15 protein-coding genes and 1 pseudogene are annotated in these 13,794 nt (G+C 58.3%); 13 read left to right on the forward strand and 3 right to left on the reverse strand.

What is annotated here, in order from left to right; genetic code table 11:
- The 3 genes and pseudogenes from R6W86_RS15650 to R6W86_RS15660 all read left to right on the forward strand — a co-directional run.
- A pseudogene (locus tag R6W86_RS15650) lies at positions 1 to 585 on the forward strand (hypothetical protein); the annotation flags it as partial.
- Between the two features lie 69 nt (positions 586 to 654).
- Positions 655 to 996, forward strand: a complete 342-nt coding sequence (locus R6W86_RS15655) for a PilZ domain-containing protein (RefSeq protein WP_410330291.1) — start codon at positions 655 to 657, stop codon at positions 994 to 996.
- Positions 997 to 1,146: 150 nt separating this feature from the next.
- Complete coding sequence (locus tag R6W86_RS15660) at positions 1,147 to 1,926, forward strand: TatD family hydrolase (protein ID WP_410330292.1); 780 nt, start codon at positions 1,147 to 1,149, stop codon at positions 1,924 to 1,926.
- A 166-nt stretch (positions 1,927 to 2,092) separates the two neighbouring features.
- Here R6W86_RS15660 and R6W86_RS15665 read toward each other — a convergent pair whose 3' ends face one another.
- Positions 2,093 to 2,311 (reverse strand): hypothetical protein, encoded by a 219-nt coding sequence (locus R6W86_RS15665; RefSeq protein WP_410330293.1) that lies wholly within the window; start codon positions 2,309 to 2,311, stop codon positions 2,093 to 2,095.
- A gap of 157 nt (positions 2,312 to 2,468) precedes the next feature.
- On the opposite strand from R6W86_RS15665, the gene R6W86_RS15670 reads away from it, so the two are divergent.
- From R6W86_RS15670 to R6W86_RS15690, 5 genes are all read left to right on the forward strand, one after another.
- Positions 2,469 to 2,885: a VOC family protein gene (locus R6W86_RS15670; RefSeq protein WP_410330294.1), complete on the forward strand. Its 417-nt coding sequence runs from the start codon at positions 2,469 to 2,471 to the stop codon at positions 2,883 to 2,885.
- Positions 2,886 to 2,907: 22 nt separating this feature from the next.
- Positions 2,908 to 3,309 (forward strand): GFA family protein, encoded by a 402-nt coding sequence (locus R6W86_RS15675; protein WP_410330295.1) that lies wholly within the window; start codon positions 2,908 to 2,910, stop codon positions 3,307 to 3,309.
- Between the two features lie 25 nt (positions 3,310 to 3,334).
- Complete coding sequence (locus R6W86_RS15680; RefSeq protein ID WP_410330296.1) at positions 3,335 to 4,129, forward strand: ZIP family metal transporter; 795 nt, start codon at positions 3,335 to 3,337, stop codon at positions 4,127 to 4,129.
- Between the two features lie 149 nt (positions 4,130 to 4,278).
- On the forward strand, positions 4,279 to 4,953 hold the full coding sequence (locus R6W86_RS15685) for a penicillin-insensitive murein endopeptidase (protein WP_410330297.1): 675 nt from the start codon (positions 4,279 to 4,281) through the stop codon (positions 4,951 to 4,953).
- 148 nt (positions 4,954 to 5,101) lie between these two features.
- Positions 5,102 to 5,596, forward strand: coding sequence for a gamma-glutamylcyclotransferase family protein (locus R6W86_RS15690; RefSeq protein ID WP_410330298.1), 495 nt, complete (start codon positions 5,102 to 5,104; stop codon positions 5,594 to 5,596).
- Here R6W86_RS15690 and R6W86_RS15695 read toward each other — a convergent pair.
- Entirely contained in the window at positions 5,593 to 6,633 is a 1,041-nt protein-coding gene (locus R6W86_RS15695; RefSeq protein ID WP_410330299.1) for a succinylglutamate desuccinylase, read from the reverse strand. The two genes, R6W86_RS15690 and R6W86_RS15695, sit on opposite strands and share 4 nt — an antisense overlap.
- Positions 6,630 to 8,114: a hypothetical protein gene (locus tag R6W86_RS15700; RefSeq protein ID WP_410330301.1), complete on the reverse strand. Its 1,485-nt coding sequence runs from the start codon at positions 8,112 to 8,114 to the stop codon at positions 6,630 to 6,632. Before R6W86_RS15700 ends, R6W86_RS15695 begins: the two co-directional genes overlap by 4 nt.
- 250 nt (positions 8,115 to 8,364) lie before the next feature.
- On the opposite strand from R6W86_RS15700, the gene R6W86_RS15705 reads away from it, so the two are divergent.
- From R6W86_RS15705 to R6W86_RS15725, 5 genes are all read left to right on the forward strand, one after another.
- Complete coding sequence (locus tag R6W86_RS15705; protein ID WP_410330302.1) at positions 8,365 to 9,354, forward strand: NAD-dependent epimerase/dehydratase family protein; 990 nt, start codon at positions 8,365 to 8,367, stop codon at positions 9,352 to 9,354.
- 1 nt (position 9,355) lies between these two features.
- Entirely contained in the window at positions 9,356 to 10,750 is a 1,395-nt protein-coding gene (locus tag R6W86_RS15710) for a glycosyltransferase family 2 protein (RefSeq protein ID WP_410330303.1), read from the forward strand.
- The gene (locus tag R6W86_RS15715) at positions 10,747 to 12,552 is read left to right on the forward strand and encodes a tetratricopeptide repeat protein (protein WP_410330304.1); all 1,806 of its coding nucleotides are present in this window, start codon (positions 10,747 to 10,749) and stop codon (positions 12,550 to 12,552) included. Before R6W86_RS15710 ends, R6W86_RS15715 begins: the two co-directional genes overlap by 4 nt.
- Positions 12,553 to 12,884: 332 nt before the next feature.
- Entirely contained in the window at positions 12,885 to 13,283 is a 399-nt protein-coding gene (locus R6W86_RS15720; RefSeq protein ID WP_410330305.1) for a GFA family protein, read from the forward strand.
- 86 nt (positions 13,284 to 13,369) lie between these two features.
- The coding region (locus tag R6W86_RS15725; RefSeq protein ID WP_410330306.1) for a nuclease-related domain-containing protein at positions 13,370 to 13,794 on the forward strand (425 nt) is incomplete at its 3' end.

A 13,794-nucleotide genomic window follows, 5' to 3' on the forward strand; every position in this document is an offset into this window, starting at 1 on the left:
GCCAACAGTCTGCTCAAGACCCTGGAGGAGCCGCCGGAACACTCCCTGCTGCTGCTGGTGAGCGCCGAGCCCTCCCGCCTGCCAGCCACCATCCGCAGCCGCTGCCAGATGATCTCCGTGCCGCTGCCGGCGGACGCGGACACCCGTGGCTGGCTTGCCGGTGAGGGTGTCGGGCAGGAGGACATGGCTACGCTACTGTCTCTCGCCCGGGGGGCGCCCCTGGTGGCCCAGGCCCTGGCCGGTGAGGATGCGGCGGCCCAGTGGCGCGCATTGCTGGGGGATCTCTCGGCGCTCTCCACGGGCAAGCGCGGTGTCGTGGCCCTGGCCGAGCACTGGAAGGCCCAGGATACGGAACGCCTGATTCGCTGGATCCAGATTGCCTTATGGGAGTCCTCACGCCAGCGCATGACCGGGGAATCCATTGGCCACAAGGATTTGCAGCCCCTGGCAAAGGCGTTAGACTTGGACGGCGTCTTTAAATTACAGGACCGCCTCGTGGAATGGCGGCGTCTGGCCCGCACCACCGTCAACCCGCAGATGCTGCTGGAAGAGGTGTTCGCCGGCCTCGCCCCCGCAAGGCCATAAGCAGACGCCATTCAAATCATAAGCCCAAAGGGCTGAGGTTCATGGACGAGCCAGAACAGGAGCCACAGCATGTCGGCAGGACAGGGCATTCTCTCGCTGGCCATCAAGGACAAGAACTCCTTGTACGCCGCCTACATGCCGTTCGTGAAGAACGGCGGTCTGTTCATCCCCACCCAGAAGCCCTACAAGCTCGGTGACGAGGTGTTCATGTTGCTCACCCTCATGGAGGAGCGCGAGCGCATGCCGGTGGCGGGCAAGATCGTCTGGGTCACCCCGCCCCGCGCCCAGGGCAACCGCACCCCCGGTATCGGCGTGCAGTTCAATCCCCAGGACAACGGCGCCACCCGCAACAAGATCGAAGGCCTCCTGGCCGGTGCCCTGCAGGCCGATCGCCCGACGCATACGATGTAAGTCAACTGACAAAGGGCTTTGACAGGATTTACATGATGGACATGATTTAAATAATTAAAATCAGTTAGTTGCTTAAACATTATCATGTAAATCCTGTCAATCCTGTCCATTCATTCTTCCCTCGCCCTCAACAGCAAGCCCCTTCAAATCATGCTCATCGACTCACACTGCCATCTGGATCGCATCGATCTGGAGCCCTTCGACGGTTCCCTGGACAAGGTCATGGACGCCGCCCGCACTGCGGGGGTGGATCACATGCTGTGCGTGAGTATCTCCCTGGAGGAGTACCCCACGGTCCACGACATCGCCACGCGCTATCCGCAGGTGTCCTGCTCGGTGGGGGTGCATCCGGGGGAGACCGAGGGAGTAGACCCCAGCCTGGAAGACCTGGTGAGCCGGGGGCGTGATCCGCTGGTGGTGGCCATTGGCGAGACGGGTCTGGACTATCACTACCACCCCGAGGAGAACGAGTGGCAGCGGGAGCGTTTCCGCACCCACATCCGCGCCGCGCGGGAGGTGGGTAAGCCGCTCATCATCCACACCCGGGACGCCCGGGAAGACACCATCCGGATTCTCCAGGAGGAGGGCGCCGACCAGGTGGGCGGTGTGATGCACTGTTTCACCGAGACCTGGGAGATGGCCAGGGCCGCCCTGGACCTGGGCTTCTACATCTCTTTCTCCGGCATCGTCACCTTTCGCAATGCCGAGGAACTGCGTGAGGTGGCCCGCCAGGTGCCCGACGACCGCCTCCTGGTCGAAACCGATTCCCCCTACCTGGCACCGGTACCCCACCGGGGCAAGGGCAACCACCCCGCCTGGGTGCATGACGTGGCGGTGAAAGTAGCCGAAGTGCGCGGCAGCGACCTTGAAAGCATCGCGGCGCTCACGACGCGCAACTATCAGCAGTTGTTTGGTGCTTTGAAGAATTAAGGCTGGCTAGCCACAGAGGGCACAGAGGTCACAGAGAGGGCAAAGCGACACGTCAAAGAGATGGCAACGGCCACCGTTTGCCTCCCTCGCCCCCAGCCGTTAAAGCCGGGGCAAAAGAAGACAGACAGCGAGTGTGGTCATCCATGAATCTGCTCAATGTGTCCCATCAGCCTGCATCCAGCTGGCTGCACACGGCCAGCCCGCCGCGACATACCTCATCCGCCCCCAGCTCAGCCAGCCGCCGCCCCGGAAAGGCGCGGATAAACTGCTCCGCCCGCATCACATACCAGCGGACCGATGCAGATTTAACCCCTCGAGAAAGAAGAATACTCCGGTAGCGACGCCAAAACCGGCGTTCCCTGTCGGCGCGACTTCCTGTCGCCATAAGCCACCTCCCTGTGTGCGCAAAGCGATGTGTGGGATTTATGCTGCCGAAATGAGTGCTGCCAAGGCAAGGGCCGCCCGTACTATGCGGAATCCGTATATCACTATGATCGAAGAATCTTTCTAATCTACTGTTATGCATCAAAGGAGGATTTTGAATGAAGCCAAGGATCAGCATGATTACGCTGGGCGTCAGTGATCTGGAAGAGTCGGTCCGATTCTATGAGCAGGGTCTTGGCCTGCCGAGGATGGATTCACCACCAGAGGTCGCGTTCTTCACACTCAATGGCAGCTGGCTCGGACTATACGGGCGGGAATCGTTGGCGGAAGATGCGGGGATACCTGCCGAAGGCAGCGGGTTCGCCGGCTTCACGATTGCGCATAACGTGGATTCCGAGGCGGCAGTTGACGAACTCATGGAACAGGCTGTCGTAGCAGGTGCGAAACTGGTGAAACCCGCTCAGAAGGTGTTCTGGGGCGGTTACTCCGGCTACTTTGCCGATCCAGACGGTTATCTGTGGGAGGTCGCGCATAACCCCCTCTTTTGGGTTGGTCCGAAGGATGAAGAAGCCTGACCAGGCAATGGAAGGAGTTCTAATGACTGATCATTTCGGTTCTTGTCTGTGCGGCACCGTGAGTTTTGAGGTAAAAGGTGATTTCGACAGTTTTTACCTGTGCCATTGTCAGCATTGCCAAAAAGATACAGGTTCGGCTCATGCGGCAAATCTATTCTCGCACTCAGCTAAATTGGTCTGGCAGTCGGGTGCAGATGCTGTGACTTCCTTTACGCTCCCCGGCACTCGTCATAACAAAAGCTTTTGTAAGTTGTGTGGTTCAGCATTGCCAAACACTCAGATCGCAGGTTTGCTTGTCGTGCCCGCAGGGTGTTTGGACACTGAAATCACTATGTTGCCAACTGCACATATCTTCTCATCCAGCAAAGCTGCTTGGGATGAGGGGTTAGGGGAGGTGCCAAAGTTCGAGGGACTGCCAGCTTGAGCTACCATCACATAACCAGTGGCTGTTGTCGGACGCACCTACGCTGCGCTCCGGCACGCCGCAAAGCTTCGCGTTATGCCTCAGAAAAGGTGCGATTAGTACATTGAACGACTGGGTTATCATTATTGTGCTGACGCTGATACCTGGGATCGCGATGCCGATCGGAGCGTCCTTTGCCGGGCTCGAACGTATCCGGCCACGCTGGCTTGAATCCGAGGTTCGCCACAGCGTAATCGCCTTTGGTGGGGGAGCGCTTTTGGCAGCAGTCGCGCTAGTTCTTGTTCCGGAGGGGATAAGAAACCTGGACCCACTGCTGATAGTCGTATGTTTTATGAGTGGCGCCGCGGCATTCCTGTTGCTCGACGTTCTCCTGGCTGCAAAGGCCACCCCGGCGAGCCAACTGGTGGCAATGTTATCCGATTTCGTCCCCGAAGCCCTGGCACTTGGTGCAACCTTCGCTGTCTCTAAGGCTTCGGGGGTGTTACTTGCAGGAATTATTGCGCTACAGAATCTTCCGGAAGGTTTTAACGCCTGCGGAGAAGTTACAAATTCGACCCATTATCGTGTTTCACAGGTGATTGGCGCATTCACTCTGATGGCCTTGTTAGGTCCCATTGCGGGGCTAACCGGATATTTTGTCTTGTCGGACTTTCCGGAACTTGTTTCTGCTATCTCGCTATTTGCCGCTGGCGGTATCCTGTACCTGATTTTTCAGGATATTGCGCCGCAGGCCAAACTGGAAAAGCACTGGGCACCCCCACTGGGCGCGGTAGCAGGTTTTTTACTCGGCGTTATGGGTAAAGTTGCAGTTGGCGCATGAAGGGACAGTGGCGGGAATGAACTTTCAACGCTTGAAAGTAGTGCCCAAGGCTAGCCCAGGAATGCATAACCAAACGGTCAACCGGACGCCAAAAGCCTACCGCTTTTGGTTCCCCCCACTGGCGCTCCGGCGCCGGTTACCTTAGCGATATGAAAATGAAGCTCCTGTATTTAATAGTCGCCACGTTGCCATTATCTGTCTGGGCGGAGGGCAGTACCTGCTTTGGCACAACCTCGAATGGCTACTTAGATTCCGGTGTGCAGCTCCCATCTGAGGGAGAGAATTTTGTTGGATACAGCACCATCGCCAGACTGGCAGGTAGGACTTACGTTCACTCAGAAGTACGAGAGATCATTGTTTCTGCTTACGAAATGCTCGAAACCGAGCAGCCACAAAAAGTTTTCAAATATGCTGAAACGGGCTTTGAAGAGGGCGGTGAGTTTAAGCCTCACAAGACTCACAGAAATGGCCTGTCTGTAGACTTTATGACACCGGTAATTGATAAAGACGGCAAATCGGCTCACTTACCCACCCATCCATTTAATAAATTTGGCTATGACATCGAGTTTGATCGCAATAGCTCCTATGAGGGTATGAGCATTGATTATGAAGCCATGGCCGCACATGTTGTTGCGCTGCATAAACAGGCCGTGAAACGTGGCTACGATTTGTGGCGAGTCATCTTTGATCCTGAACTACAGCCAAATTTATACGCCACAAAGTATTCGGGTTACCTTCGGAAAAACGTGCAATTTTCGGAGAAGCGCTCGTGGGTAAGGCATGATGAACATTATCATGTCGATTTCAAAATACCCTGCGAATAGTATTACTATCAATGTGGTCAACGGGACGTTGGACTTCCCCCCTCTGGGGGACGGTCATTTACCGGACACTAAAGGGGGGCTGCCATGGGCCAAACCCAAAAGAGAAGCTACGGCCTTCACACCCTGGCATTAACCGCACGGAGACAGCGTGAAGTATTTTGCCTACGGATCAAACATGTCGCTCCCAAGGTTGAAGGCGAGGGTTACCAGTGCCGAGCGAATCGGTATGTTCACACTTGTTGAACATTCTCTCCGGTTTCATAAGTTGAGTAGAAAAGACGGCTCGGCAAAATGCGATGCGCTGTTCACCGGAAATCCCGATGACTGCATCATTGGTGCACTCTTCGAAATCCCGGCTCGCGAAAAGGGCCCGCTGGACAACGCTGAGGGATTGGGCTTCGGCTATGAGGAAAAACGGGTTACGGTAACTGACGTTCAGGGATATTCCCTTGAAGCGTTTACCTACTATGCAACCGACACCGATCCATCCTTGCTGCCTTACTCCTGGTATTTGCATCACGTCATCTACGGTGCGAGAGAAACAGGGGTTCCAGCGGACTACCTGGATGCCGTGTTAGCCACGAAAAGCCAGGAAGATCCTGATAGAGAAAGGGATGCCAGAGAGCGGGCAATATACCGTTAAAAAATGGGTTCGCCCGTTGCTTTGACGGCATAGAACAGGCAGTCACTCTTCGCAATCACCGGGTTGGTGGTAATCATGAAGGCTTTGAGGGCCTGGGCGGGGTAGATCTGCCCATCCTTGACCCGAAGAACCTGCTCCATGTTCTCGGTCCGGTTGTGGCTGATAGCAGTGAGTATGTTAAGGCCTTTTTCTCCAATCCATCCCAGAGGCTCGTCCGGGGAAACAATCCCGAAATTGCGGTGCTCGATATCTGGCGGAAACGTGAGGTCCGCCTGGCCGCTCGGCTCGAGGCGGTATTCTATGGTCGCTTCAGGAGCCAGCTCCACCCGGATCGGATTTCGCAGTACGGCGACGTCCCACTCGGCTTTTTCCAGGGACAACACGTCGGGTCTTGAGGTGTAGCGAACGAGTCCCTCGTACGCGAGTTGATGAGCCTGATCGTCCTGGGCCCCGCCACACTCGATGGTCACCGTGGGTACCTCCTGTTCTGAATATTCCATCAGCGCACCCAGGCGAAGATCCGTCATGATGAGGCGGTCGGTGAAGAGGGAGGTCAGCGCCTGATGGGCGGCGTCATTGGTGATGGTCACAGCGAAGGCAGGGCCTGTGCCTGAGGTGTTGTGCACGTCCAGCAGGCATTCAGGTTGCGCCTTGTGAAGCTCTGCCAGCATGGCTTGTGCGATGGCTCCTTCCTCTCCCTCGAATGGTTCTTTGAAACTCCGGTTGAGGTCGCGTCCTTCCGGCAGCTGGCGAATTGAAAACGCTGGTGGAATTTTTGCGGGATAGACGCCTCCGAGCAGAAACAGCATGTTGACCTCGGGCGTGTGCTGCTCAATCAGCCACCGGTGAAGCGCAAACAGACCAGACGGCTCATTGCCGTGAAGAAGCGTTGCCATGGCTCGGGTACGGGAGCGATCCCGACCGGCAACACGCACAACCGTGGGTTTGTGCAGTCGGTCCAGCCACTCAAGGGGGGAGCGACCCAGCGTCCGGGGTGAAGGATCATTCAGATAATCAAGTACGTTCGAGTTGCTCACGGCGACAGCTTCCATTCATGCAGTGGGATGTTTTTCTTCTGGTTGGCCATGTAAAGGGACAGCATACTCCGGAACGCTTCATCTCGACTCAGGGATTTAAATAAAGACTCGGTGATATGGCGCTGCCACCGGGCGCCCGAGATGCCGGTTTCAATGCGGCCTTCGATGATTCCCAGCAGGCGGTGAATTTCCGCCTCGTCCACGGATGTTTGTTGCAATGCCTCCCGGGCGCGGGGCAGCAGCTCTCGGGCCACGGTTAGCAGGGGCGTATCCTGCAACTGAACCTGATCCTTGTGCGGCCAGATGATTTCTGCGCCGATGCCATATTTGGCGGCGCGGTAGAAATTGTGTTCAGTGTAATGGAAGGGCAGTATCGACGTCAGATGACGGATGTCATCGAGCACGGCCAACGCAGCCCCGATTACGAACAGTCCGTTCGCACACATATCGACGGCGGTCGGACCTGCAGGCATGGAGCGAATCTCGATGCGTAGATGACCACCGTCTGCATGATCATAGATGGCCCGGTTCCAGGGCCATGTGGTGCCCTGGTGCAGGCGCAGTTCGGAAAGTTTCGGCACCTCTCCACGATCAATCACGGCCATGGGATCTTCATCCGACATCAGTGGAATGATGGGCGGATACAGCGATGCGGAGGCCGCAAACAGTTCCCAGGCGCTGCGTGCCCAGCCGTTGCCGTAATAAACCCTTGGCGGGTGGCGCCAGGTTTTATGATTGGGGGAACGGCTGTCGATGGATTGCTTGAACAGGGCAATCCGGGTTTCGTCCCACAGGTGGTGGCCGAACAGGCTGGGCGAATTGCTGGCCAGAGCCAGAACAATCGGCGTGACCAGCTGGATTGCATTGAAATAATCGGCGAAACGGTGGGCGGGCACACGCCAGTGCAGCTGGAACGCGGTATTGGCCCCTTCCATATAGACGTCGTCGGCCTCCAGATTGATGACATCGTTGCCACCAATATGGATGCTGAATGGCTCGCCCCGTTGTTTGAGCAGCGCCTTGGATAGAGCATGGTAGCGGGGTTCGTCTGTCATCACTTTCGCGCCCATATCGGACTGGCGAAGTGTGGGCAGAATGCCGATCGGTACCAGCTCCCCATCCAGTGGCGCGGCGTGCTGGTTGATTCGTCGGATGGCAGCGAGCAGCTCCTGCTCTGTTCTGGCAAACGGATCTCCCTTGAAAGCCTGGGGGCTGAGGTTGTATTCGAGATTGAAGCGGTTGAGCTCAACGGTCAGTTGGGGGTCCTGAACGCTGGCGGCGATTTCTGTGTTGATGGGTTGAACGTACAGATCACGGTTTACGATGTAGAACTCGACCTCGGCTCCGATTGAACTCTCTCCCTCACCAAAGCCGGGCAGGTCCAGAAGACGAGTGAGCGCTGTAAGGTCCGTCCGGACCTTGGCAGCAAAACGGTCAAACTCTTCCGGCGCAAATTCTGTTGTTTTGATCGACAGTCCCACGGTAAGTCGTCTCTAGCACTGACTTACTTTGATAGTAGTGGAAGATGTGCCCGGCACCAGCCCCGGTGAAGCAGTCTCTCAGGAATGGATTGTCCCGGGCGCTTTGCTATTGATCATTTTCTTGCCTTGAAGCAAAGGCGGACAGATCAAGCTGTGAAAGAATCACTATTGAGCTATTCTGATGTCCGAAACTGACAAAAATCAATGACAGCATTCCCGCTATAGCTGGGTTTTGATAACGGAGTGTCCCTTGCACATACTCGTCACCGGTGGCGCCGGTTTTATCGGCTCCAACATTGCTGAATACCATCTCAAACGGGGCGACAAGGTACATGTGGTAGACAACCTCAGTACCGGCTCGGAAGCCAATGTCGCGGCTTTCATCGAAAATCCCGATTTCCGGTTTGATCAGGCGGACATCGTCACCTGGGATGGTCTCGACACGGCTGTTGCCTGGGCGGACCGTATCTACCATATGGCGGCGGTGGTGGGTGTGTACCGGGTGCTCAGAGAGCCGGTGGGCACCATGGCCACCAACATCGCCGGCACCGAGCGTCTGCTGCGGTCGGTAAACCGTGACAGCTGGGCGCCGCAGGTGATCCTCGCCTCCAGTTCGGAGGTTTATGGCCCTCACACAGAACCGAGGTTGACCGAGGACGACTCCCTGATCATTCAATCTGGCGCCCCCCTGCGCTGGAATTATGCCATCAGCAAGCTGGCGGACGAGGGCTTTGGCCTGGCCTATGCCCGGGAACACGATATTCCCGTGATCATCGCCCGTTTCTTCAATACCGTGGGGCCACGGCAAACCGGCCGCTACGGCATGGTGGTGCCCCGCTTCGTCCAGAAAGCCGTGGCCAATGAGCCGATTTCTGTGTTCGGAGATGGCGAGCAGTCCCGATCCTTCTGCGATGTGCGGGATACGGTCGTGGCGCTCGACCGCCTGGCTTCCATGCCGGATCTGCCCAACGGCGAGATCGTCAACGTTGGCAGTGATCGGGAAATCAGCATCAATGAGCTCGCCCGGCTGGTGATCGAATGCGCCGGGAGCCGCTCGACCATCGAGCATATTCCCTACCGGGAAGCCTATGGCGCGGAGTTCGAGGATATCCGCCACCGGCGGCCCTCGCTCGACAAGCTCCGCCGGCTCACCGGCTTTGAGCACGCCTGGACCCTCGAAGAAACCCTCAGGGACCTGATCAACCGGGCCCGCAAACAGATCACGGAAGGAGAGAACTAGTATGGCAACCGCGCCCTGGTTCGTCATTGGTCCCAGCACGCTGGTTGCCTTCATCGGCCTGATGCGCGGGCCGGACAAAACCCCGCCCGAGAGTGCGGAAGACTGGCGTGACGCCACCGTGGATGTGGTGATTCCGGCGCTCAACGAGGAGCAGAACATCCTGCTGGCCCTCAGTTCCATCGCCCGGCAGAGTCTCAAGCCCCGCAAGGTGGTGCTGGTGGATGACGGCAGCACCGACAGGACGGCGGAAGTGGCCCGTGCCTTCGGCGAGGATCTTGGCCTGGACCTGGAAGTGATCCGGCGGGAAGAATCGATCGGCAAGACTCCGACCGTCAAACGCGAGGCGAGGAACCTGGATGCCGATGTGGAGGTCGTCCTCGATGGCGACACCTTCCTGGAATCGGAGAACTACATCGAGCGTCTGGTCCAGGAAATCTACAAGGCCCCCGGCGTGGCTTCGGCCTGCGGCGTGGTGCAGCCGATGCGGGAAAAGGACCGCCGTACGATCAGCGATGAGGCGCCCCTGAAAGGCTTCCTGGAGAAACACGCCAACTACGTTACCCCGCGTCCCGGTGCCTGGCACCGTTTCAACCGCGCCATCACCAACTTCTATCGCGGCATTCTCTATACGTTCCTCCAGCGCTTCGTGTACCGGGGCCAGATGACCGTGTTCGGTAGCATCATCAATCCCGTGGGCTGTGCCGTGGCCTATCGCCGTGAATACCTCAGAAAACTGTTCGATTACTACGAACCGATCCTGGGAGACGACCTCACCAACTCCGAGGACATCTTCATCGGATTTGCGCTGCTGAACGAGGGTTACCGCAACGTACAGCTGCAGGATGTCACGGTACGTTCGCTGGAGCCGGAGTTCCCCCGACTGGCCCATCAGCTGTACTTCTGGTCGTCCAGCTTCCTGCAGAGCTGCTACTACTTTGACGGCCTGTTACGCAGCCCCTTCAAGGGTTTCCGCCGCTATCGCCAGAAGCATGAGGCGAAGCAGTATGAGGAAAAGCATTCGGATACCCGTGATCACATCCACCGGCGCGGTGAACCGTACCGGCAGCCCTGGGGGCAGGGGTACACCAAACAATACGGCCGGCCCATGGGCTGGGCGGTGTTCATGGCGGCGCTGGAGAAGATTGCCTTTCCCACGGCGCTGCTGATCATGTTGATTCTCCAGTTATGGGGGCCCTTGTTGATTACCTTCCTGGCCGAGATGACACTGGTGATCCTGATCCTCATGTTCAATGCCCCGGGCCACCGGTTCCGGGCCTTCTGGGAGGCGATTGCGGTGACACCGCTACGTTACGGCAGCTTGCTGTTTGATGCCGTCAACATCGGGCGCTTTGCAACCGATCTCTGGATTACCCGTAACCGGAGGTGGCGCAAATGAAACGACTCCTTGCCGGATTGCTGTTGTCGCTTTGTGCCGGTGTGCTGACGGCCGCCCCTGCGGTGCCCGAGGCGGGCCTGAAAGCCGAAATGGCCGGGGAGTGGGAGAGTGCGCTGACGGTCTACCGTTCGGTGCTGTCGGAACAGCCCCAACGGGTGGATCTCTGGCTGCGGATGGCGGATATCTACCATCACCTGAAGCGCCCGGACGAAGCGATTGAAGCCCTGGAGCAGGCCGCACAGCTTGCCCCGGACGACGCCGCCCTTGCGTACCGCTTGTCTCGCGCCTATGCCATGGCAGATCGCCCCCGGGATGCCCTGGTGCAATGCCTGAACGCGGTGGGGCTGGAGCCGACCAACGTGGAGTATCTGCATGCCTGCCTGCAGCAGGCCAACTGGGCTCGCGATCGCGCGGCGGCGCAGACCAGTATCCAGTCACTGCTGGAACTGGCCCCCGGCGACCAGGAAGCCCTGCGCAGCCGGGCGCTCTGGCACCAGTGGATGGGTGAGTACCCGGAAGCGGCCACCGCCTATGACGACTACCTGCAGTACTTTCCCAACGACCACGATGCCGCTGTGGCCCGGATCCAGGTACTGAGTTGGGCCGGCGATCGGGAAGGCGCTGCCAAAGCTCTCACAGAGTACCGGCGCCGCTTCGGAGACACCGATGAGTACCAGCGGGCCAAAGCCCAGCTACTGCTGCAACGCGGTCGGTTCTATACCGCCTCCGACCTGCTCACGCCCCTGGCGGAGCGCCACCCGGACGACTACGACATCCACTTTGCCCGAGTACTGGCCACCCGCGCCTCCGGCCAGCCCTCCGAGGCGCTGGAAAGTCTCGCGGTGCTGGAAAAGCTGAAGCCGGAGGAACCGGAGACCCGTGAGGTTGGCCGGGTAACCCGCGCGCCCCTGCGTTCACTGGTGGGCATTACCGGCGATCACCAGTTTGACGCCGACGACATCCGCATCACCACTGGTACCGTGTTTGGTGAACTGGCGCTGAGCCCGGAGACCCGCGTGCTGATGGGATACAGCGCCCGCCGGGTTAGCACCCGGGAGGACTCGGAATTCGAGGCGGACGACGGCGACCGCACCACCATGGATTACGTCGGCTGGGTAGGTGCCCGCCACCAGCTGCACCGCCGTCTTGAAGTGGAGGCGCGGGTAGGCCGTGGCAATATCGAAGGCGGTGGCGACTATGGCCATTACCGTCTTGAGGGCAACTGGTATCCCCGCGACGACCTGATGCTGCAGCTGTCCCGGGAACGCTCGCTGTATGCCCTTTCGCCCCAGTCCGTCTCCCGCGAGATTGTCGAAACCGAAAACCGCCTGCGGGCCGTATGGCATCCGTACCCGCTCTACCAGGTGGAAGGCTGGATCAGCGCCTCGGACTTCTCGGACGACAACAGCCGCCTCGAGTTCTACCTGGCGCCCAGCCGCAACGTCTACCAGAGCGGCCCCTGGGGCGTGAACCTGGGCCTTTCCGCCCAGCGTTTCACCTTCGACAAGGACCTCGACAACGGCTACTACGACCCGGACTACTTCAACCGCTTTGCCGGCACCGCGCTCTTCTACTGGAGCCCGAACGTCGACGACTGGGTAGGCCTGCGTACCAGCCTCGGCTGGCACAAGGACGACACTTTCTCCAGCTATGAATTCGGTTCGGATGTCGAACTCGAGGCCCTCATCGGCCGCTACCGGGACTGGCAGTTCCATGGCCGGATCGCCTATGCCGACCGGCTGCAGGAAACCGGCCGGTATTACGGCACCTCCCTTCACCTGGGTGTGATCCGGCGGTTCTGACGGCTATCCCTCTTCCCCTGACGGGGTGCTTCAGGCGGAGTTATGCGAGCGTGGGCGTATAACTCCGCTGCGACTTTCCACCCTCCTGAAATTCCAACTTTTCTCGATGTACCGTTGAAGTTATACGCCCGAGGTTGGGATTCCGAGAGCTACATGGTTCGCAAAACCGCATTAGAAGCATAGAATGTGTGCTTTTTAAGGCTATGAACTATATTGAGTTTTTGGTTTCGATCGTGACAGGGCTATTGGGGTTATACAAACGCCTGATAGGCGCCCGGATTTTTGCGAACGCGTTCGTATAATAAGCGGTTATCACACAAGGAGGTGCATCAATGAAGCAAACAGGTAGTTGTCTCTGCGGGGGCATTCAATACGAAATCAACGGTCCGCTGACCGATGTTCTGAACTGTCATTGTTCAATGTGCCGAAAGCTTCATGCCTCGGCTTTCAGAACCCGCGCTAAGGTGCAATCCTCGGATTGGCACACCGTCAAAGGTCAGGACCTGCTGAAGTTTTACGAATCTTCTCCGGGTGAGCACAAAGGCTTCTGCTCAAACTGTGGCTCCAGCCTCTATACCAAGTTCGATGCAGCCCCCGAGATCTATGGTTTCCCACTCGGAACACTTGATACCGACCCAGAGGTAAAAGCAGGGCGCCATGTATTCGTGGGGAGTAAGGCTCCTTGGTTCGAGATTACAGATGATCTGCCTCAGCATGCAGAGTATGACTGAGGCAGTGATAACAAGCCGCGTAAGGCGGACGTCCCTGACGGGCCGCCGCTTCGCTCCGCGTTATCCATGGAGGTAGGGTTCGGGGAATGACAACGCTAATACCTTCGCTCAACAGCTGCCTGCCGCGGATGACGTCGGGCGAGAAGCGCTTTGCGCGGCGCCTGGAGCAGTTCCTCGAGGACGATTACCTGTGCTGGTACGACGTACCGGTGGGTGGGCGGTCGGAGCATCCGGATTTCATCGTGCTGCATCCGCAACGGGGCCTGCTGATTCTGGAGGTGAAGGACTGGCGGCTGGAGACGATCCGGCAGATCGATCGCCGGGAGGCCACCATCCTGACGGAACGGGGCCTGAAGGTGGTGCCCAACCCGCTGGAGCAGGCTCGGCAGTATGCCTATCAGGTCATCAAGCCGCTGGAGCGCGATCCGCAGCTGGTGCATCCGCCGGGGTCTTCGCTGCAGGGCCGGTTGATGTTGCCGTTCGGGCACGGGGTGGTGCTGGCCAATATTAC

The sequence above is a fragment of the Marinobacter sp. genome (assembly GCF_046484525.1).
Classification (GTDB): Bacteria; Pseudomonadota; Gammaproteobacteria; order Pseudomonadales; family Oleiphilaceae; genus Marinobacter.